A 19,678-nucleotide genomic window follows, 5' to 3' on the forward strand; every position below is an offset into this window, starting at 1 on the left:
GGGACTTTCAGTCCTCGGCCCGCACCACGACGCCGTCGTGGTCGCTGTAGAGCATGTCGCCGGGCACGAAGGTGACGCCGCCGAACTCGACCGGCACGTCCCGGTCGCCGGAGCCGGTCTGGGTGCTCTTGCGCGGGTTGGTGCCCAGCGCCTTGATGCCGATGTCGAGCGTGCGCAGGATGGCCGAGTCGCGCACGGCGCCGTTGATGATCACGCCGGCCCAGCCGTTATCCACGCCGCGACCGGCGATGACGTCACCCACCAGCGCGGTGTGCACGCTCGCGTCGCCGTCGACGACCAGCACCTTGCCGTGGCCCGGTTCGCCGAGCGTCTGCTTCACCAGCAGGTTGTCCTGGAAGCAGCGGATGGTGGAGATGCGGCCGGAAAATGCCGCGCGGCCACCGAACTGGATGAACTGCGTATCGCAGCTGCGGATCTCGGGGCCGATCTCGTCGGCCAGGTCGGCAGTGGCGACAACATCATTCTGCGATTCGGTCACGGGCTCAGCTTAAAGGTGATCGAACAGCAGCTCCGGGAGGGCCGCTCCCGTTGTGAGGTTGATCGCTCTCGATGTGCTGAGGGGCGCTAACGGTGCCCGTAGCGCAGTTCGTACCGCTCCCGGTCGTGCTCGGAGAACTTGGCGCGGTTGACCAGTTCGGGGTTCAACCCGTGCTGGCCCAAACGGAAGCGGCGCCAGACATAGCTGAGCGCCACGGTGAAGATGACCATCGGAACGATCATCATCACGATCAAGCCGATCTTCAGCGGCATCGGACCCGGGAACAGCAGTACCAGGGCGAAGAACGGCAGCACCGGCCCGAGAAAGCGGACGAGATAGCGCTCCATGGCCCCGTGTCCGACGAGGTCGCGGATGACCCACTCGTGCAGCTCCTCGGAGAGCTCGCGGCCCAGATCGTAGGCGATCCGCTGCCGAATTGTGGGGGTTTTCATACCTAGAGGCTATGCCTGTGGTAAGGGTCACCGCTAGGTTGCTGAGCCGCTCAACCTCGGCCGTGCCGCCGCTCGTACGCGAGGCGTTCCGGCTCGGCTTTGCGCCGGGCATCCGCGTCGGCCAGCGCAGGGTCGAGGCCGTGCTTGATCAGCCGGTGCCGCCGGTACACGTACATCAGCGCGACCGTGAAGTAGATCAGCGGCAGATACAGCAGCGCCATCATGGCCAGGCCCATCCACAGCGGGCCGGGCAGCAGCAGGAACAGCATGAGCACCGGAATCAACGGCAGCAGGATGCGCAGCAGGTATCGCCGCGTCGCGCCGGGGCCGACCAGGTCTTCGCGCACCCAGTCGGTCATCGAGGGAGGCAGGGTACGGCCCGCGATGTAGCCGATGCGCTGGACGAAGGACGGCGTGGCACTCATCGACTAAGCATCCTCTACCGGTGGATCAATGCACGGACTCATCGGATTCCGCGGCGCGATCGGCATGGAAAGCCTGGATCTGGGTGATCAGGTTGTGTGTCGTGTGCTGCACCGCGATCTTCACGAACGGCTCGATGGTCTTGCCGAGCGCACGGCCGGCCAGGCCGCCGCCGACCCGGAAGTCGACGATCGCGTCGACGGTGCAGCGCGCATCGCCCTTGGGATGGAACAGGAAGGTCGACTCGACCTCGAAGCCCTTGATCGACTTCACCGCGATGAGGGTGTTCTCCGCCCAGCGCACCACCTCGACGCGGGACTTCAGCGAGGCGGGCCCGAGCTTGATGTGCCCGTCGAACGCGGCGCCGACACCGACCGTCTGCTCGCCGACCGGCGTGAACGACTGGATCCCGTACAGGAACTTCGGCAGATTCCGATAGTCGTTCACGTAGGCGAACGCGGACTCCGCCGACGCCGCACAGTCCTCGACGATCTTCACTTCGGTCATGCGAAAACAGTAACCGGTGGCGATCGAGGTCGCCCGGTCGCCGGAGGTGCCCCGGGTGCCGCACAGCGTTCCCTCGAGTTGGGGGGCCGGACCGAAGGGGGCGCCGCCACGAGGGGCAGAGGTTCAGGCGGTGACCGCGAGCGTTGCGGCCAAACCGAAGGCCAGCGCCATCACGACCACCTCGATGAGTGCCCGGCGCAGCGAAGCTTCCGCCGTCATCCGGTGATCGGCGGCCCGGCGTACCCAGCTGCGTCGCCACCACCAGCCCAGTGCCAGCAGACCAATCAGTACAAGAGTTTTCGCGAGCAGGATGCGGCCATAACCGGTGCTGATGAACGGCGTGATCCCGCCGACCCGCACCAGCCCGTTGAGCAGTCCGGTCGCCGCCACCACCGCGACCAGCGGCAACGCCGCCGCCGAATACCTCGGCAGCACCACGGCCCACTCGCCCCGGGTGCGCACCACCAGCGCGAGCGCCACGAGCAGCCCGAACCAGGCCGCCGCCGCCAGCGCGTGCACCGCGGCGAGCACCGACCCGAACGCCTGCTGCGACATGTGCCCGGTGATCGGCCGCAGCGCCAGCGCGACCGCCGCGAACACCAGAACCAGGTCGGCAGAGGCGATCTCGGTGCGCCGGAACGCCACCGTCGAGTAGCACGCGACCGCGCCGACCCCCACCAGGATGGCGATGCCGACCTGCCCGCCGCTGATCTCCACCAGATAGTCGCCGAACTGCGCGGCCCCCAACTCACTGATCGGCACCCCGACCACCTGGGCCGCCTCGAAGACGATGATCGCGAACTCGGCGCCGCACCAGCACCCGGCCAGCACCGCGAGCAACCGCCACGGCGGCTCGAGCCGCTGGTGCAGCCGGGGCAGCGCGGCCAAGCCGAGCACCGTCGCGCCGAACATGTCGGCGAGCACCCGGACGATGGCCTCGGCCGCGAAACCAGCGGACACGGCCAGCACCCAGGCGATCAGCACACCGAGCAGGCCGGCGGGGACGACCAGCAGCACCGCCCACGGTGCGCGTGCGGTACCCCGCCGCGCACCGCCCCGGCCGCCGATCGTCCTACCGGTCACTGGTTCGGTTTCCGGCTCCTGCCGCCGAACAGCGCGAACGCCAGCCCGCCGCCGAAGAGCACAACGGCGCCGACGATGAAGACCCACAGCGGGATTCCGCCGGAGCCGTCGTCATCGGAGCTACCGCTGTTGGCGTTCGGCTTCGCGCCCGGGACGCCGTTGCCCGCCTTGCTCAGCGTGAAATGCCGGGTGCCGCTGACCGGATGGCCGTCGGCGGAGGTGACGCGGTAGGCGATCGTGTATTCGCCGACCGGCCCCAGCTCGCCCACTTCGACGCTGACCGTATTGCCGTCGACCGTCGGCGAGCCCTTCGACCACAGCTTGCCGTCCGGGCCGACCACGGTGAGCGCCGGGAAGCTCGGCTGCAGGGCTTCGTTGAAGGTGACGCTCGCGCGCGCCGGGCCCGCCTCGATGGTCGCGCCGTCCTCCGGCACGCTGGCCGTCGGCGCCGAATGCGCGGCGGCGGTTCCGGTTGCGGCGAGACCGAATCCGAGCAGGAACAGCCCCGCGACGAGCGCGGTGAGCAGGCGCCGGGTCATGACTGCCGCGCCCGGATCACGTTGCCGAGGCCGAGCGCGACGGCGAGCAGGCCGAGTGCGAGGCCGATGCCGCCGAGCCAGCGGGCGGTGTTGTCGGTGCCGTCGGCGTCGCTGTGCGCGGCTTCGCTGTCGACCTTGTGGTCGTCGCCCGCGTCGGCCTTGCCCTGGGCGAGGGTGAGCGACGGCGCCGGATGTTCGGGCTCCGCACCGTCTTTGCCCGCGGGCTGATCCCAGTCGACGATCTTGCCGTCGCTGTAGGTCTGCTTGGCCGGGAAACTGACCGTCTCCTGCGCGGGCAGCGGGCCGACCGAGACGGCGAACCGCTGGAACTGGCCGGGGCCGACGCCCGGGGCGCCCGGATCCGCGGTCCAGGTGATCGCGGTGATCTCTTTCTTCTCGTTCTTGTCGACCTTGACCGACCAGCCCGGAATGGGTTCGGGCCGTGCGCTTTTCAGATTGGGCAGGGTGACGGTGAGCGCGGTGGTGCTTGCGGTGTCGGATTCGGTGGGCACCCGGAAGGTGGCGACCGAATACTTGCCCTGCTGGGCGCCCGGCGCGTCCACGCTGACGTGGGCGGCGGCGGTACCGCAGGCCAGCACGGCGAGGGTGGCGGCGGCTGCCGCCGTGCCGGTGGCGCGCGAAATCGAACGGTGCATGGAAAGGCTTTCTGTCCGAAGGGAAAAGGTGCTGCGAGTCAGGCGAGCACCGGTGGCGCGCGCGGGCCGATCGCACCCTTCGGCGGGCAGTGATAGTGCGCGAGACCGGGATCGGACCAGTGCGGCGATCCGGTGGCGCGGGGGAGACGCGGCGTGGCGAGTACCGCGCGGACGGCGCCGGAGACCAGCGCGTAGAGCCGCTCGGCGACCGAGATGACCGCGGCACAGCCGATCGTGGCGACGGCGTGCGCGGCGAGCATCCAGCCGGTGGGCAGCGGATTCGTTGCGGCAGTGCCGTGTTCGTGGCCGAGCAGACCGGACAGCGCGAGATGGCTCGCCACCTGCCCGGCCCCGAGCAGGGCGAGTACCGAACCAGGCCCGCGCGCAGCCACGTTCGCGGCGCTACCGGCCAGCGCGGCGACCAGCAGTACCAGGGTCAGCTCCGTCGAGCCGGGAAAACCGCCGCCTGCGACCCCGTGCGCGGCGACGGCGAGCGCGCCCACCAGCACACCGACCAGGCCACCACGCAGGTGGCCGGTACTCGGTGCTGGAGACATCGCGCGGAAGGTCAGCGCACGCCGAGTCGCGCGAGCACGTCCGCCTCGACGCCGGACAGTTCGTCCGCGATCGATGTGTGCACGGCGCGGCGCCGCGGCGCGGGCATCTGCTCGGCGGTCTGCACCGCGGCGGCGAGGCTGTCCAGGCGGGCCTGGGTGGCGGTGACGAATTTCTGCGTCTCGGCCTTGTCCTTGCCGCCCTGCGCGCCGACCTTGCCAAGGGCCGCTTCGGTATTCACGATCCTGGCCCGCAGCTTGGCGCCGTGGCCGCTGAAGTCGGCGAGCTGATCGACGCCGATACCCAGCTGCTGGGCCTTACGCGTGTCGAGCTGCGCGCGCACGAACGTCGCGCCACGGTAGGCCAGCGGCGCGAGCACGGGGATGAGCACCCGGGCAACGCCCAGGTACTTCTTCACCTGGCCCGCGCTGAACAGCTCACGCTCGGCCTTGGCGGCCAGCTTGAGCGCGGCCTTCTCCTCCGCCTGCAGGGCCGAGATCTGCGCCTTGGCGACCTTGCGCTGGGTACGGGCCTCCGCGCGGCGGGCTTTGCGGTCGTTCTTGGCGACCAGCTTGGCTTCCAAACCGGCCTTGTGCTTGAGAGCTTTCGCCTCGGCCCTGCGGCTCGGGCGCCGCTTGCGCTTCGTGAACAACCCCATCGAAGGCCCTCCGTCATGCTGGTTTGCCATGGCAGTACGACGCCGGGGAAAGCCCGTCCGCCCATGTCACACGGTTTGCGTCCTACCCTAACGGGTGCGTCGCGACACCAGCGAGCGTGGCAGGGCGACGAGCCGCGAACGGTGCCGTTGCCCATGGGGTTCGTGGGTTTGTCGGGGGTAGGGACCATACTGCATAGCGTGGAATCGGGCATCGGTGACCGAGCGGGTCGCAAGCACAACGGCACGGCCGTCGAACGGCCGGCCGGCGTCGCGGATGCGCCGACCCCCTTCATCGATGCCAGAGCGCTCATCGGCTGTCGTCATCGACTGCACTTGGACGCGGCGCATCCCGGGGCGCTGCACGGCGTCACCGAGGATCCGGGGGTGCGGCAGCGCAGGGAGGCGGCCACGGCCCATCGGCTGCGGGTCCGCGACGCGCTGATCGCGGCGGACCCGGCGGGCTGGGTGGTCATCGACCCCACGCTGCGCGCGGCCGAGCGCGCCGAGGCCACCATGCAGGCGTGTGCGGCTGGCGTGCAACACATCTGGGGCGGGCTGCTGCCACAGGAACCGGAGACGGGCAGGCGCGGCGGCTCGGAGATCCTGCTGCGCGACCACGATCGCGGCGGGGACATCCCCGGGATCGTGGGGAACCACAAAGGGACCGACCCCCGAAAACCCCAACCCGCCGATTTCCACCCGACCACCTCGAACCCGTACCACTGGAATCCGAAACCGGACCGGCACCGCAAGCTGCGCCAGCAGCCCCGCGACCAGCAGCGCCTCGCGCACCTGTACCGGATGCTGCAGCGCCACGGCATGGCCAGCCCGGCCCTGGTCGGCGGCGTGATCGGCTACCACTTCGACTGCATCCTGGTGCACGACCTCGGACCGGTGCTCGCCGACTACGACCAGCGCTACGCCGACCGGGTCGCGGTGGTCCGCGGCGAACTGCCGACCATTCCGTCGAAGGTGCCCGAGTGCAGGCAGTGCCCGTGGTGGACGCGCAGCATCGAAGGACCCAGCTGTGAGGGCTGGCTCATCGAGCATCGCGACGTCAGCCTGGTCGCGCCCGGCTCACGCGCCGACGTGCTGCGCAGGCACGGCGTGCAGACCATCGACGAGCTGGCCGAGTGGGCGGGCGACGACCCCGACGACTGGCAGCACGGCCCGTTCGACGAGGCGGTGGTCACCGCGCGCGCCTGGATCGCGGGCGCGCCGCTGGTGCGCCGGGTGGAGCCGATCCGGGTGCAGCGGGCCGATGTGGAGGTCGACGTCGACCTGGAGAGCTTCCAGGAATACGGCGCGTACCTGTGGGGCACGCTGCTCGACGGCGTGTACCGCCCGTTCGTCACCTGGGATCCGCTGCCCACCGAGGACGAGGGCCGCTCGTTCGGCGAGTTCTGGACCTGGCTGATGACCATCCGCGCGGAAGCCGCCGCGCGCGGCAAAACCTTTGCTGCCTACTGCTACTCGCGCACCGCCGAGGACAAGTGGCTCTACGAGTCGGCGCGCCGCTTCGCCGGTCGCCCCGGCGTGCCGACCGTTGACCAGGTGCGCGCGTTCGTCGACGGACCGGAGTGGGTGGACATGTTCCAGGCCGTCTCCGATCAGTTCATCTGCCCGAACGGCAAGGGCCTGAAGAAGATCGCTCCGGTCGCGGGCTTCGCCTGGCGCGATGCCGAGGCGGGCGGCGAGGCGTCGATGAGCTGGTATCGGCTGGCCGTCGGCTACGAGGGCGACCCCGACATGTCCCAGCGCACCCGGTTGCTGGAGTACAACGAGGACGACGTCCGGGCCACTCAGGTGCTGCGCGAATGGATGTCGAATCGGGCAGACCTCGAGGTTCCTGGCCTTGCGGATTTCGGGCGTCGTACTATCGCGTCGTGACAGAGCACGTCGAACAACTCGAGTTCCAGGCAGAGACGCATCAGCTGCTCGAGCTGATGATCCATTCGGTCTACTCCAACAAGGACACCTTCCTGCGGGAGCTGATCTCGAACTCCTCCGACGCGCTGGACAAGCTGCGGCTGGAGTCCTTCCGGGACAAGGATCTGCATGTCGACACGTCCGACCTCCACATCGAGCTGGAAGTCGACAAGGACAACCGGATCCTGACCGTTCGGGACAACGGCATCGGTATGTCCCGTGCCGAGGTGGTCGACCTGATCGGCACCCTCGCCAAGTCCGGCACCGCCGAGCTGCGCAAGAAGCTCAACGAGGCCAAGAGCGCGGCGGCCAACATCGACTCCGCGGAGCTGATCGGCCAATTCGGCATCGGTTTCTACTCGACCTTCATGGTCGCCGACAAGGTCACCCTGACCACCCGGCGGGCCGGGGAGACCGAGGGCACCCGCTGGGAGTCGGCCGCGGGCAGTTCCACCTACACCATCGAAACCCTCGACACCGCACCCCAGGGCACCGCGGTCTCGCTGCACCTCAAGCCCGCCGACGAAGAGGACCACCTCTTCGACTACACCCAGGAGTGGAAGCTCCGGGAGATCGTCAAGAAGTACTCCGACTTCATCGCCTGGCCGATCCGCATGCAGGTCGAGCGGACCGTCACCGAGGGTGAGGGCGAGGAGAAGTCCGAGAAGACCATCGTCGAGGACCAGACCCTCAACTCCATGAAGGCGTTGTGGACCCGCCCGAAGAGCGAGGTCAGCGACGAGGAGTACAAGGAGTTCTACAAGCACGTCAGCCACGCCTGGGACGATCCGCTGGAGATCATCCCGCTCAAGGCGGAGGGCACCTTCGAATACCAGGCGCTGCTGTTCCTGCCGTCGCAGGCGCCGTTCGACCTGTTCACCCGCGAGCACAAGCGCGGCGTGCAGCTCTACGTCAAGCGGGTGTTCATCATGGACAACTGCGAAGAGCTGATGCCGGAGTACCTGCGCTTCGTCAAGGGTGTGGTCGACGCACAGGACCTCTCGCTCAACGTGTCCCGCGAGATTCTGCAGCAGGACCGCCAGATCCAGATGATCCGCAAGCGGCTGGTCAAGAAGGTGCTGTCCACGGTCAAGGATCTGCAGGGCGCCGAGGACCAGACCAAGTACCAGACCTTCTGGAAGGAGTTCGGGCGCGTCCTCAAGGAGGGTCTGCTCGGCGACTTCGACAACCGCGAAACCATCCTGCAGGTCTGCTCGTTCGCCTCGACGAACTCCGAGACCGAGCTGACCACGCTGGCCCAGTACGTGGAGCGCATGCCCGAGGGGCAGGACGCCCTCTACTACATGACCGGCGAGTCCCGTCAGCAGGTCGAAAGCTCCCCGCACATGGAGGCTTTCAAGGCCAAGGGGCGCGAGGTGCTGATCCTCACCGACCCGGTGGACGAGATGTGGGTCGGCTCGGTGCCCGAGTTCGACGGCAAGGCCTTCACCTCGATCGCCAAGGGCGAGGTCGACCTGGAGTCCGAGGAGGAGAAGAAGGCCTCCGAGGCGCTGCGCGAACAGCAGGACAAGGACTTCGCCGAGGTGCTGACCTGGCTCGGCAAGACCCTGGACGACAGCGTCAAGGAGGTGCGCCTCACCAACCGGCTCACCACCTCACCCGCCTGCCTCGTCGGTGATGTCTTCGACTTCACCCCGATGCTGGAGCGGATGTATCGCGCGTCCGGTCAGCTGATGCCGGAAACCAAGCGGATTCTCGAGCTCAACCCGACCCACCCGCTGGTCACCGGCCTGCGCGACGCCTACGACACCCGCAAGGACGACGCCGACGCGGGCAAGGTGCCGGAGCTCACCGAGACCGCCGAGTTGCTCTACGGCACAGCGGTCTTGGCCGAGGGCGGCGAGCTGAAGGATCCGGCGCGGTTCGCGCACATCCTCACCGATCGCCTCACCCGCACCCTCTGATCCGGACTTCGGCGAGGGCCACCGCACGGTGGCCCTCGCCGAAGCACGTCCGGCACCAGTGGTTCACGGTCCTGCGTCCAGTGTGAAATGACAGGCTTCGCTACCTTCTGGCACGCGATCCGAATAGCTTCGCGCACAGCGTTATTCGCCTGAGTTGGTGCTGGGTCATGGGTGGACGCGGTTAAATTTGGGCGATCGAAAGGATCGTCAGCTTATGTCCGGAAACCCTCTTGCCGTCGCCGAGCCGTGGGATCTCGTCGCCGATGGATACGCCGAATTCGCGCCCGCGCTCATGCAGCCCTTCTCCGATCGCGCGCTCGAATTCGCTTCGCTGACACCGTCTTCCCAGGTCATCGATGTCGCGGCGGGGACGGGCCTGCTGAGCCTGCTCGCCGCGCCGCAGGTGGCGCGGGTGCAGGCCATCGACTTCTCCGCCCCGATGATCGAGCGGCTCACCGCCGCCGCGCGGGCCGCCGGGCTGACCAATATCGAAGCGCGGGTGGGGGATGGGCAGGCGCTGCCGTTCGAGAGCGACACCTTCGACGCGGGATTCTCGATGTTCGGGCTGATGTTCTTCCCGGAACGGGCCAAAGGTTTCGCCGAACTGTTCCGGGTGCTGCGCCCCGGCGGCACGGCCGTGGTGTCCAGCTGGGCGCCGGTGGCCGAATCACCGCTGATGCGCACGATGTTCGGCGCGTTGCACGCCGCCGACCCCACCGTCCAGGAGCCGCAGCCCAACTACCTCAGCCTGGAAAATCCGGAGGTCTTCCAGACCGAGATGCGCCGTGCGGGCTTCGAAGCCGTCTCCATCCAACGACATTCGACCGCGCTCGCCTTCGCCGGTGCCGACGAGATGTGGCAAACCCTGGTGCGCAGCAGCGCGCCGCTGGCCCTGATGCGCCGTAGCGTCGGCGAACAGGTGTGGGCCGAACGTGTCGCGCTGATGAAGGCCTACCTCGCCGAGCACTATCGCCCGCAGCGGCCGTTGTCCACGACCGCGTTCCTCGGTATCGGGCACAAGCCGCTCGGCTGAGTCACACGAAAAAGCCGCTGCCGACCGTGTTGGTCGGCAGCGGCTTTCGCGTTGGTTTTCTTTAACGCGGGGCCATGCGCAGCGCGCCGTCCATGCGGATGGTCTCGCCGTTGAGGTAGTCGTGCTCGACGATGTACTGCGACAGCTGCGCGTACTCGTCCGGACGGCCCAGGCGGGACGGGAAGGGCACGCCCGCCTCGAGGCCCTTGCGGTACTCCTCGGTGACGCCGGCCAGCATCGGGGTGTCGATGATGCCGGGGGCGATGGTGTTCACCCGGATGCCGAACTGGGCCAGGTCGCGCGCGGCAGGCACGGTCATGCCGTGCACGCCACCCTTGGACGCCGAGTACGCGATCTGGCCGATCTGGCCCTCGAACGCGGCGACCGACGCGGTGTTGATCACGACGCCGCGCTGGCCGTACTCGTCCACGGCCTCGGTCTTGGCGATGGCGTCGGCGGCCAGGCGCATCACATTGAAGGTGCCGAGCAGGTTCACGGTGATGACGGTGCGGAACAGCTCCAGGTCGTGCGGGCCGTTCTTGGACAGGATGCGTCCGGCCCAGCCGACACCGGCGCAGTTGACCACGATGCGCAGCGGCGCACCCGAGTCGACGACCTGCGCGACCGCGGCGCTGACCTCGTCATTGCTCGTCACATCGGCCGGAATGAGGGTAACCCCGGCGGGCACATTGTCCCCGGCCCGCTCGATCGACTGCGGCACATCCAGTCCGAAGACAGTGGCCCCCAGCTCGGCGAAACGCTTGGCGGTGGCGGCGCCGAGGCCGGATGCGCCTCCGGTGACAATGGCGGCGGAACCCGAAATCTCCACGATGGTCCTCTCGTTCGTGACAGCCAGTTGGCCCTTCGTCAATTGCACCCTAACGGTTGCCCCCACCGACCTTCATGAGGCATCCCTCTCATTTCCGCGCGGATTGTCGGCTCACCTGCGGTGCGATTACCAAGGCCGGTCCCTTCGAGGCCGCTCAAGATCCTCGAAATCCGTAGCGACGATGCGGAACGGCTATTTGCGAACAAACGTGTTCTTGGGTGGTACGGTCGCTGCATGAAGCTGTTCGGTGGGGTGTCGGTGGCTGGGCGGCGGGTGTTGATCACCGGGGCGGCGCGGGGGATCGGGGCTGCGTTGGCTCGGCAGTTGCACGAGGCGGGGGCGAAGGTTGCGCTGCTGGGGTTGGAGGAGGAGCTGCTGGCGGAGGTGGCGCGGGAGTGCGGGGACGCGCCGTGGCGCTACTGCGATGTCGGGGATGTCGCCCAGGTGGATCGGGTGGTGGAGACGCTGGTCGGGGAGCTCGGCGGGCTGGATGTGGTGGTGGCCAATGCGGGGGTGGCGCGGCAGCTACCGTTGATCGGCGGCGACCCGGCGGTGATGGAGGAGACGCTCGCGGTCAACGTGCTCGGCGTCTACTACACGGTGCGCGCGGCCGGTCCGCATATCAGTCACGCGAACGGCTATGCGCTGGTGGTCTCTTCGCTCGCCGCCGCGGTGAATCTGCCGCTGGTCGGCGCCTACAGCGCGTCGAAGGCGGCAGTGGAGGCGCTCGGCCATACGCTGCGCATCGAACTGAAGCACACGGGTGCGAAGGTCGGCATCGCATACTTCGCCGAACTCGACACGGACATGACCTCGCGCGGTTTCGGCACCGCGGCGGCCCGCGCCATCCTCGGCCGCTCCACCGTTTCCGGCGTCGCGCCGCTCGGCCCCGCCATCGATTCGGTGGAAAAGGCCATCGCGCGCCGGCGTCGTCAGGTGGTTTCGCCCTGGTGGGTGGCCGTCGCACTGCCGTTCCGGCCGATCGCGCAGCGGCTGATCGGCGTCACCTTGCGCCGAGGTGTACGGCGCGCCTTGGAGATCGCGCGAAGTGAAGAGGCACCCTTCACGACGGACCAACCCACCCGACCCCGCAAAATGGAGCGGCCAGCCTAGCCCGACCGAACCACCGGAGCCACCGAATGACCGAACCGGCAACCAGCGCACGCCAACTCCCGCGCGGTAGGCACGGCCTGCCGCGGGAGCAGGTGGTCGCCTCGCAGCGCGAGCGCATCCTGATCGCGATGGCCGAGGCGATGACCGAGAACGGTTATGTCGGCACGTCGGTCGCGGCGATCCTGAAGCGCGCGGGAGTGTCCCGGGAGACCTTCTACGAGCAATTCCGTTCCAAGGAGGCGTGTTTCGAAGCCGCCTACGAGCGCGCCGTACAGAATCTGCTCGGCCGCATCGAGGATGCCTCTCGCGGCGCCGACGATCCGGCCGGACCGGAACTGAGCAGCGTGGACCGGATGGACCGGATCTTCCGGGCCTATCTGCAGCACCTGGTAGACGATCCGGCCAGCGCGCGGCTGTTCCTGGTCGAGGTCTACGCGGTGGGTTCGGCGGCGCTCTCGCGGCGGGCGCAACTGATGGAGCTGTTCGTCGGCCTGATCGCCGACGTGCTCGGTGCGGGCACCGACGATCAGCGCTTCGCCTGCCAGACCCTCGCGGCCTCGATCAGCGCGATGGTCACCGGCCGGATCGCGGCGGATGACCTGGACGGCCTGCTCGCGCTGCGGGTTCCGCTGCTGAATCTGGTGCGGCGCGGCGGGGAGCTGTACGGCGACGCCTTGCTCGAAACCGACGAACCTCGGACCTAGACGGTCACAACGTCGGCCGGACTACCGCCGACCCTTCGGATCGAGGGGCGCGACTCGCACTGCCGAGTCGGCCGCCGATGCGGCAGATAGTGGCAGCCCGGACGGTGTTGGCAGGTCGGGTGTTTCCGCTGCGGGCTCCGGTGCCGCGACAGGGCGCAGCTTGCGCAGGATCAGCATGACCGCACCGCCCAGCGCCGGTGCGACGGTGGCCAGTACGGCCACGCTCGGCCCACCCAGTGCAGGCGCGGCAGTGGAAAGCAGCGTCGCGGCACCGAAGTACAGGAACAGCAGCCCCGAGCCGATGCCGATCGCGCGTTCCGGCAGATGCTTGCCGACCAGGATGCCGATCCCGATGGCGAGCGCGTCGGCGGCGACCATGCCGATGGTCGAGCCGAGCCAGACGCCGACCCAGTCGTAGTCGGTGGCCAGCGCGGCGGTCGCGAACATGGTCCGGTCGCCGAGTTCGGCGAGCAGGAAGGCGGACAGCACCACCAGGAACGGTGCGGTGCTCGCGCGCAATGACTTCGGGGCGGGGTTCTCTTCGTCCGCGCCGAAGTGCTCACGCAGCGTCCACAGGCCGACGGCCAGGAAGGTGAGGGCGGCGACCAGCGAGATGGCCCGGGTGGGCAGCGCCGATCCGAGGAAGTAGCCGACGCCCACCGAGATCAGATGCACCGCGGCCGAAGCGGTCGCGATGCCGCCGAGCACGACCCACCAGCGGTAGCGCAACGCGAACGTCAAGGCCATCAGCTGGGATTTGTCACCGAGCTCGGCAAGGAAGACGATGCCGATACTCAGCAAAATGGTGGCGATCATGATGTGTGCGGCTCCCGGGTCTCCGGCCTGCCGGTCGGAGTCTGGGTATGCCTCCGGCCGACAACGAAATAGTTGTCTCGGCCGAAGGTCTCGCCCACCGGTCTAGGCCGGTTCACACAGCCGGACCCGAGCCCTCGTGGGGAAGCGGGTCAGTATGTCGACTGTGCAATTGGGGGCTACTCCCCTTCGCTGTGCCCGACTCTACCCGCGGGTGCTCCGGTGTGCCAACCGGCTGTTACCCAAATCGCAATGCGCGCAGTAAGTTTGGCGATCCATGCGTAAGGTTTCGGGTACCCTTACGCGGCCAGCAGCATGGCCAGAACCGCAGTGTCGGGATCGCTGATCGGGTCCAGTCCCACCCGGCTGACCAGCGAGGTGACCGTGCCATCGGATTCGGCCTCGGCCCACGCCGCCCGGTGTTCCAGGCCCAGATGCGGCACGCCGGGCAGCAGCACACAGCCCGAGGCGGCACCCGCGCACTCCGGCAGCGACGGCCGGGTTTCCGAGGGTGGATGCAGCATCAACAGGGCGGCGGGCACATGGTCGGCAAACCGGCCGGGCGCGAGGGCCTCCTCGCCGAGCACCGTGCCCTCGGCCATCACCAGGCCGACCATGTCGGGTTCGGGGTCGTCCGGTAGTTCCTCGCGCACCCCGAACACCGTCGAGGTGGACAGCAGCCCGGGTAGCGTGGCCACCCGGACGGCGAGCACGAGTACCTGTGCCCATTCCTTGGTGGTGTCCGGCCAGCGGCCGGAGATGACGAAGCCGCGCAGCGAGCCGCGGGCATGGAAAGGCGTGATGCCGATCGGTCCATTCGTCCGCATGGTGCCTCCCGTCCGGGTAACCGGGGGCGGCCTCGCGCGTTCACGCTCGATAGCGCTCCCAGCGGCTTTGCCCGTCCTCGAACTGTGGAATCCGAGAATGAACTACGAATCACCTGGCACACAAGTACCAAAGAGTGCCAGCTGCCCGGCCAAATCGAGCTGACCAGCGATCGCGCCAGCCCACAGCCCCGCGACGGCCGGTCGGCCGCACGGTCCGAGACCGGTTTGCCGCTCGGGCGTGTCCTGATCGCGTCGCGGCAGTCACCCGAAACGGCGACGGGCCCGCGCCCCCGACCGCGCGAGCGCGGCAGAGACACGGGCCCGTGGGCGCGTGGTCGCTATCAGCCGAAGATGAGGCCCTTGCCCTGGCCGACGGCGCGGGTGAAGCGGTCCTGCACGTCTTCCCAGTTGACGACGTTCCAGAACGCGGTCACGTAGTCCGCCTTGACGTTCTTGTACTGCAGGTAGAAGGCGTGCTCCCACATGTCGACCTGCAGCAGCGGGATGATGCCCAGCGGGACGTTGGCCTGCTGGTCGTAGAGCTGGAAGGTCAGCAGCTTCTGGCCGAGGGTGTCGTAGCCGAGCACCGCCCAGCCGGAGCCCTGCAGGCCGTTGGCCGCGGCGGTGAACTGCGCGCGGAACTTGTCGAACGAGCCGAACTGGTCGTCGATCGCCGCGGCGAGGTCGCCGACCGGCTTGTCACCGCCGTTGGGGGACAGGTTCTTCCACCAGATGGAGTGGTTGACGTGCCCACCCAGGTGGAAGGCCAGGTTCTTCTCGTACAGGAAAATGGCGCCGTGATCGCCGCTTTCGCGGGCCGCTTCGAGCTTCTCGAGCGCGGTGTTCGCGCCCGCGACGTAAGCGGCGTGGTGCTTGGAATGATGCAGCTCGTTGATCTGCCCGGAGATGTGGGGCTCCAGGGCGCTGTAGTCGTAATCCAGATCTGGCAGCGTGTACTCAGCCACGATGTCCCTTCCTATGTCGGGCTGTGTGCGCCCTTATCGAGCACACCCAACCATCATTCGTACACCCGCTCGGTTCCAACCGGGCCTGATGCCCCCGCATTCCGACGCGGGCACGGGCTGTGCACCGGCACGTCGTCATCGGCAGCGGGTCGAACCTCACGCGTTGCATCGAACCATGTCGCGGTACGACGAACCAGTGCAGCGACCGCGCCTCCCCGCGCGCGTCCATGATCACCCGGAGCGGCGCTGCCCGGTCGGCAGCACCGATCCTCGTTCCGGATACCCAATACGTCAATGGTCATCCGCGGCAGCCGCCGATCCCGGAATCAGCCCGAGTCGAGGGCATGTTTCCGGCTGAGAATCACCGCGGTTGCCGCTCGCGCCGGCGACCCGGGATACAGAAATACCGCACATCCGGAAGTCCGAGTGTGCGGTATCGGTGTGGTGGATTCAGAGCGGCGGCGCTACGCCGGGACGGGTTGCGCGCGGGTCGCCCGCGTCGTGCGCCTCCCACCAGCGCGCCGCGCCGGCGATGAACTCCGCCAGCGGGATCTCCCGGCCTGCGGTGTCGTTGATGAGCATGTTGTCGAACCACACCCGCACGTCCAGCTCGCGCGGGTCGATGCCCTCCTCCTGGGAGAACTCCAGTACGTGCGCCGAGACGTGCTCGTCGAGGGTGGTGTCGAAGCTGAGCAGCTCGCTCCACAGTGCCCAGCCGCTGTCGTCGAGGTCGATGAACTCCCAGCCGTGCAGCCTGCCGCCGCCGAAGCTGCGGATGGCCTCGTCCAGACCGGTCAGTTCCAGTGGCAGCACCCGCGGTTCCAGGTCGTCCCAGTTCTGCATGCGCAGGGACGCCGCGACGCGGCTGACCCCGGTAAAGGTGACCTGCACCCGGTAATCCTCGGTGGGCGTTCCGTTTTCCGGAAGCGTCAGCACCTCTAAGTCGAGTCGTAGTTGTCCGGCCGCCGCGTCGACCTCCAGGCCGAGGCAGGTCGCCTCGGACAGAGCGACATTGAGCCCAGCCGTATCCATGCCGTCGAGTAGCCCCCTGCTCACGTTCATGGCCACAGGCTACCGACAGCTACCGGTGGAGCCCAGTATTTCAGTTTTTCGCTAGTGTTCTCGTTTTTTATGGAACCGAACCGGACCCTGCGCCGTCCAAGTAGATATCGGAACCCGCCGCGCCGCGAGTTCCGAGGTCGGCGGCGAATAACCGCTCCGGGATGGCGGTTGGAGGGGAGTCTCGGATCGGTTGTTCGCGCCGAAGGTCATGCCGCGAATCCGCTGAGGGCTGAGATGAGCCCCCTGATCCGGCAATCTGGGCTCGGAGGGCGGGTTAGCCGACGGGTAGCTTTGATAGCCAAACCCTGAAAATGGTGCGCTGTCCGATAGCTGCAGCCTGTGGATGAAGTTGTGGATTATGTGGATAACTCTGTCGGAGGTATGCACACGCCGACCCTGAGCGGGGCATCGATCAGGGTTCCGGGACGCAGAACATACCTGAAGTATCGGCTCGATGTCGAGCCGCCGACGGCCGCCGCGCGGGCGGAACCGCACGGCCCTCCGCCGCCCATGGCAGGATCGAAACTGTGACGAGTCCCCATGTGCCCTCGGTCCCGGTGGACGCGGTGCCGCGCGAATTCGACAGCGCCGAACCGCCCGCCGACGCCGCGCGCGCGATCCTGCTCGATGTGCGCGAGGACGACGAGTGGCAACTCGGGCACGCGCCGGGTGCCGTGCACATCCCGATGGTCGACGTGCCCGCCCGGGTGGACGAGCTGGAGTACGACGTCGATCTCTACGTCATCTGCAGGCAAGGCGGCCGTTCCCTCCAGGTGGTCGAATACCTCACGCACATCGGCTTCGACGCCATCCAGGTGAACGGCGGCATGGTCGCGTGGCAGCAGGCGGGCCGCCCGCTGGTCGCCGACGGTGACGGGCAGGCGAAGATCTACTAGGACCGCCGCGAAGGAGGCGTGATGAGACACAATGGCGCAGCGCTCATCAGCGCCGACCGGGCGCGGGTGTCCCGCAAGACACAGGAGGCACGGTGAGCACGGTCGTACAACCTTGTGCGCGGTGTGGCGCGCGCTGGGCCGTGCAGTCGACCCCGATGCACTGGTGCCCGCGCTGCCGCGGCGTGCTGCTCTCGCCCGCGCCCATCGACGCACCCGCCGAGCGGCGCAACTATCGCTGGGTGGCGCGCCGGCCGGACCATCGCGCGCGCCGGTCCCCGGCCGCCGGACCTCCCGTGCCGAGCGCCGAAACGCCGCGCTACACCCATATTCCGCGCTGGGGTCTGCTCGACCCGCCGCCTAAGCCCGCCGCCGCGGCCCCTCGTCCGCTCACCAGGCTGACCGCCAGGGCATCCACCCTGCTGATCACCACCACCGCGTTGTTCGCGGTCGCGGCCGTCGGCGAGTTGCTGCGCTATCTACTCCTGCTGCGCAATCGCACCCGGCTTATCCATCCCGCGCTGCTGTTCGCTTCCGACGCGCTCGTCATCGGCGCCGCGGTGCTCGCGCTGTTGTTCGCGCTGCTGAGCGCGGTCGCCGTGGTCGGCTGGTTGATCGACGCACGCCGCGCCGCCTTCCAGGAAACCGGGCGCGCCGACCCGCGATCGGTGCGGGTACTGGTGCTCGGCTGTGTGATCCCGGTGGTCAATCTGCTGTGGCCCGGGGTTTTCCTGACCGAACTCGTCGCACGACGGTCCGATCCGCGCGCGCTGCGGGCGATCCGGATCTGGTGGGCCGCCTGGGTGTTCGGCGGTGTGGTCGCCGCGGCCGCGCTGCTGTGGCGGACTGCGGATTCGTTGCAGGCCGAGGCGGACGGCGTGCTGTTCACCGCGTTCACCGACCTGGTCGCCGCCGCGGTCGCGCTGCTCACCCTGGCCATGATGCGGGCGGTCGAGGAACGAGACGTGCTCGGCCGCAGCAGGACCGCGCGGCGCTGGCTGGTAGCCGTCGACCCGGCGGTGCCGGTGATCGAGCCGGTGCATCCCGGTGGGCGGGCGCCGCAGGCGGTCGGTGCGTCCGCACCGGACGCGGCTGAGCACACCGATGCCGATGACAACGGCACAGGCGTTGAGGACAACGGTGCAGTGGACCGTGAGCAACAGGAGGTTTTGGCCAAGTGAGCCAGGTCAGTCGCGCACCGTTCGTCGTGGCGCACCGAGGTGCTTCGGCGGCGCGCCCCGAACACACCCTTGCCGCATACGAATTGGCGCTCCAGGAAGGCGCGGACGGCGTCGAATGCGACGTCCGGCTGACCAGGGACGGGCATCTGGTGTGCGTGCACGACCGCACCGTCGACCGGACCTCCTCCGGTACCGGCCTCGTCAGCGAGATGACGCTGGACGAACTGAAGGAACTCGACTTCGGCGCCGACGGCGAAGCCGCGGAGGTGCTCACCCTCAGCGAGCTGATCACGTTGGTGCTCGATTGGCGCAGCAGGCCGACGAAGCTGTTCATCGAGACCAAACACCCGGTCCGCTACGGCGCGCTGGTGGAGAACAAGCTGCTGGCTGAACTGCAGCGGTTCGGCATCGCCACCCCCGCCTCCGCCGATCATTCCCGCGCGGTGGTCATGTCTTTCGCGGCCACCGCGGTCTGGCGGATCCGCCGGGCCGCGCCCCTGTTGCCGACCGTGCTGCTCGGCGAATCGTCGCGTTACCTCGGCGGCGGCGCCGCGACCACGGTGGGCGCCACCGCCGTCGGCCCGTCGGTGAAGACGCTGCGCGACCACCCCGAACTGGTCGACAAGGCCGCCGCCGCAGGCCGCGCCACCTACTGCTGGACCGTGGACGACCCCGACGACGTGCGCCTGTGCGCCGACCTCGGCGTCAGCTGGGTTGCTACCAACCACCCCGGACGGACCAAGGCGCTGCTCGACGCCGCCTGATCCGCTCGAACGGGTTGGCGCCGCTGACCTTTGATGTAGTCCATGCGTACCCGCTTCGCGCCCTTCTCGACCGACGGGCTGGCTACTCGGTGCCACGTCATCGCCCGAATCGGCGACGCCTGGGTTCGCTGCCCATCGGCGCCGCTCGACACACACGGGCTGACGAATAGGCGGCTTGACAGAGTTGGTCTGGCGACTAGTTCACCTCGCGTCGGCGGACCGGCGAACCAGGTTGTGCGCGTGCGCCGTTCAGCAGCGACCTGCCCGC

The 19,678-nt window shown here is 68.4% G+C and carries 22 protein-coding genes; 8 read left to right on the top strand and 14 right to left on the bottom strand.

Annotation, left to right across the window (positions count from 1 at the left end):
- Nucleotides 1-7 precede the first annotated feature (7 nt).
- The 9 genes from rraA to DBO33_RS02190 all read right to left on the bottom strand — a co-directional run bounded on the left by rraA (nt 8) and on the right by DBO33_RS02190 (nt 5,372).
- Nucleotides 8-499, bottom strand: a complete 492-nt coding sequence (gene rraA / locus DBO33_RS02150; protein ID WP_107653545.1) for a ribonuclease E activity regulator RraA — start codon at nt 497-499, stop codon at nt 8-10.
- Nucleotides 500-585: 86 nt separating this feature from the next.
- A complete protein-coding gene (locus DBO33_RS02155) occupies nt 586-951 on the bottom strand; it encodes a DUF5313 family protein (protein ID WP_107653546.1) in 366 nt (121 codons plus the stop codon).
- Nucleotides 952-1,001: 50 nt separating this feature from the next.
- Nucleotides 1,002-1,376, bottom strand: coding sequence for a DUF5313 family protein (locus tag DBO33_RS02160; protein WP_107653547.1), 375 nt, complete (start codon nt 1,374-1,376; stop codon nt 1,002-1,004).
- Nucleotides 1,377-1,401: 25 nt separating this feature from the next.
- Nucleotides 1,402-1,881: an SRPBCC family protein gene (locus DBO33_RS02165; RefSeq protein WP_107653548.1), complete on the bottom strand. Its 480-nt coding sequence runs from the start codon at nt 1,879-1,881 to the stop codon at nt 1,402-1,404.
- A 123-nt stretch (nt 1,882-2,004) separates the two neighbouring features.
- Nucleotides 2,005-2,964 carry a CopD family protein gene (locus DBO33_RS02170; protein ID WP_107653549.1) on the bottom strand — a complete coding sequence of 320 codons (960 nt, stop codon included), beginning with the start codon at nt 2,962-2,964 and terminating at the stop codon, nt 2,005-2,007.
- Complete coding sequence (locus DBO33_RS02175; protein WP_107653550.1) at nt 2,961-3,503, bottom strand: copper resistance CopC family protein; 543 nt, start codon at nt 3,501-3,503, stop codon at nt 2,961-2,963. The genes DBO33_RS02170 and DBO33_RS02175 overlap by 4 nt, the downstream gene beginning before the upstream one ends.
- Nucleotides 3,500-4,159 carry a YcnI family copper-binding membrane protein gene (locus tag DBO33_RS02180; RefSeq protein WP_107653551.1) on the bottom strand — a complete coding sequence of 220 codons (660 nt, stop codon included), beginning with the start codon at nt 4,157-4,159 and terminating at the stop codon, nt 3,500-3,502. The genes DBO33_RS02175 and DBO33_RS02180 overlap by 4 nt, the downstream gene beginning before the upstream one ends.
- A 38-nt stretch (nt 4,160-4,197) precedes the next feature.
- On the bottom strand, nt 4,198-4,716 hold the full coding sequence (locus DBO33_RS02185) for a hypothetical protein (RefSeq protein ID WP_159080100.1): 519 nt from the start codon (nt 4,714-4,716) through the stop codon (nt 4,198-4,200).
- Between the two features lie 11 nt (nt 4,717-4,727).
- Nucleotides 4,728-5,372 (bottom strand): DUF6474 family protein, encoded by a 645-nt coding sequence (locus DBO33_RS02190; RefSeq protein WP_107653553.1) that lies wholly within the window; start codon nt 5,370-5,372, stop codon nt 4,728-4,730.
- A gap of 153 nt (nt 5,373-5,525) precedes the next feature.
- On the opposite strand from DBO33_RS02190, the gene DBO33_RS02195 reads away from it, so the two are divergent.
- From DBO33_RS02195 to DBO33_RS02205, 3 genes are all read left to right on the top strand, one after another.
- A complete protein-coding gene (locus tag DBO33_RS02195) occupies nt 5,526-7,262 on the top strand; it encodes a TM0106 family RecB-like putative nuclease (protein WP_234390653.1) in 1,737 nt (578 codons plus the stop codon).
- Nucleotides 7,259-9,226, top strand: coding sequence for a molecular chaperone HtpG (gene htpG, locus DBO33_RS02200; protein ID WP_107653554.1), 1,968 nt, complete (start codon nt 7,259-7,261; stop codon nt 9,224-9,226). The genes DBO33_RS02195 and htpG overlap by 4 nt, the downstream gene beginning before the upstream one ends.
- Nucleotides 9,227-9,440: 214 nt before the next feature.
- Nucleotides 9,441-10,259: a class I SAM-dependent methyltransferase gene (locus DBO33_RS02205; RefSeq protein ID WP_107653555.1), complete on the top strand. Its 819-nt coding sequence runs from the start codon at nt 9,441-9,443 to the stop codon at nt 10,257-10,259.
- A 61-nt stretch (nt 10,260-10,320) separates the two neighbouring features.
- Here the strand turns inward: DBO33_RS02205 and DBO33_RS02210 are convergent, their stop codons facing one another.
- Nucleotides 10,321-11,088 carry an SDR family NAD(P)-dependent oxidoreductase gene (locus DBO33_RS02210; RefSeq protein ID WP_107659888.1) on the bottom strand — a complete coding sequence of 256 codons (768 nt, stop codon included), beginning with the start codon at nt 11,086-11,088 and terminating at the stop codon, nt 10,321-10,323.
- Nucleotides 11,089-11,322: 234 nt separating this feature from the next.
- On the opposite strand from DBO33_RS02210, the gene DBO33_RS02215 reads away from it, so the two are divergent.
- Together DBO33_RS02215 and DBO33_RS02220 are read left to right on the top strand one after the other, a co-directional pair.
- On the top strand, nt 11,323-12,201 hold the full coding sequence (locus DBO33_RS02215) for an SDR family NAD(P)-dependent oxidoreductase (protein ID WP_107653556.1): 879 nt from the start codon (nt 11,323-11,325) through the stop codon (nt 12,199-12,201).
- A 26-nt stretch (nt 12,202-12,227) separates the two neighbouring features.
- A complete protein-coding gene (locus DBO33_RS02220; RefSeq protein WP_107653557.1) occupies nt 12,228-12,905 on the top strand; it encodes a TetR/AcrR family transcriptional regulator in 678 nt (225 codons plus the stop codon).
- 21 nt (nt 12,906-12,926) lie between these two features.
- Here DBO33_RS02220 and DBO33_RS02225 read toward each other — a convergent pair whose 3' ends face one another.
- The 4 genes from DBO33_RS02225 to DBO33_RS02240 form a co-directional block, all read right to left on the bottom strand.
- Nucleotides 12,927-13,721, bottom strand: a complete 795-nt coding sequence (locus DBO33_RS02225) for a TMEM165/GDT1 family protein (protein WP_107653558.1) — start codon at nt 13,719-13,721, stop codon at nt 12,927-12,929.
- 296 nt (nt 13,722-14,017) lie between these two features.
- Nucleotides 14,018-14,545 (bottom strand): peptidase, encoded by a 528-nt coding sequence (locus DBO33_RS02230; protein WP_107653559.1) that lies wholly within the window; start codon nt 14,543-14,545, stop codon nt 14,018-14,020.
- 341 nt (nt 14,546-14,886) lie between these two features.
- Nucleotides 14,887-15,510, bottom strand: coding sequence for a superoxide dismutase (locus DBO33_RS02235; protein ID WP_107653560.1), 624 nt, complete (start codon nt 15,508-15,510; stop codon nt 14,887-14,889).
- Between the two features lie 450 nt (nt 15,511-15,960).
- Complete coding sequence (locus DBO33_RS02240) at nt 15,961-16,572, bottom strand: hypothetical protein (RefSeq protein WP_234390654.1); 612 nt, start codon at nt 16,570-16,572, stop codon at nt 15,961-15,963.
- A 527-nt stretch (nt 16,573-17,099) separates the two neighbouring features.
- Between DBO33_RS02240 and DBO33_RS02245 the strand changes: the two genes are divergently transcribed.
- From DBO33_RS02245 to DBO33_RS02255, 3 genes are all read left to right on the top strand, one after another.
- Nucleotides 17,100-17,468, top strand: coding sequence for a rhodanese-like domain-containing protein (locus DBO33_RS02245; RefSeq protein WP_199856513.1), 369 nt, complete (start codon nt 17,100-17,102; stop codon nt 17,466-17,468).
- A 92-nt stretch (nt 17,469-17,560) separates the two neighbouring features.
- A complete protein-coding gene (locus DBO33_RS02250) occupies nt 17,561-18,646 on the top strand; it encodes a DUF4328 domain-containing protein (RefSeq protein WP_199856514.1) in 1,086 nt (361 codons plus the stop codon).
- The gene (locus DBO33_RS02255; RefSeq protein WP_107653563.1) at nt 18,643-19,410 is read left to right on the top strand and encodes a glycerophosphodiester phosphodiesterase; all 768 of its coding nucleotides are present in this window, start codon (nt 18,643-18,645) and stop codon (nt 19,408-19,410) included. The genes DBO33_RS02250 and DBO33_RS02255 overlap by 4 nt, the downstream gene beginning before the upstream one ends.
- Nucleotides 19,411-19,678 lie beyond the last annotated feature (268 nt).

Source organism: Nocardia suismassiliense, assembly GCF_900269665.1.
GTDB lineage: Bacteria > Actinomycetota > Actinomycetes > Mycobacteriales > Mycobacteriaceae > Nocardia > Nocardia suismassiliense.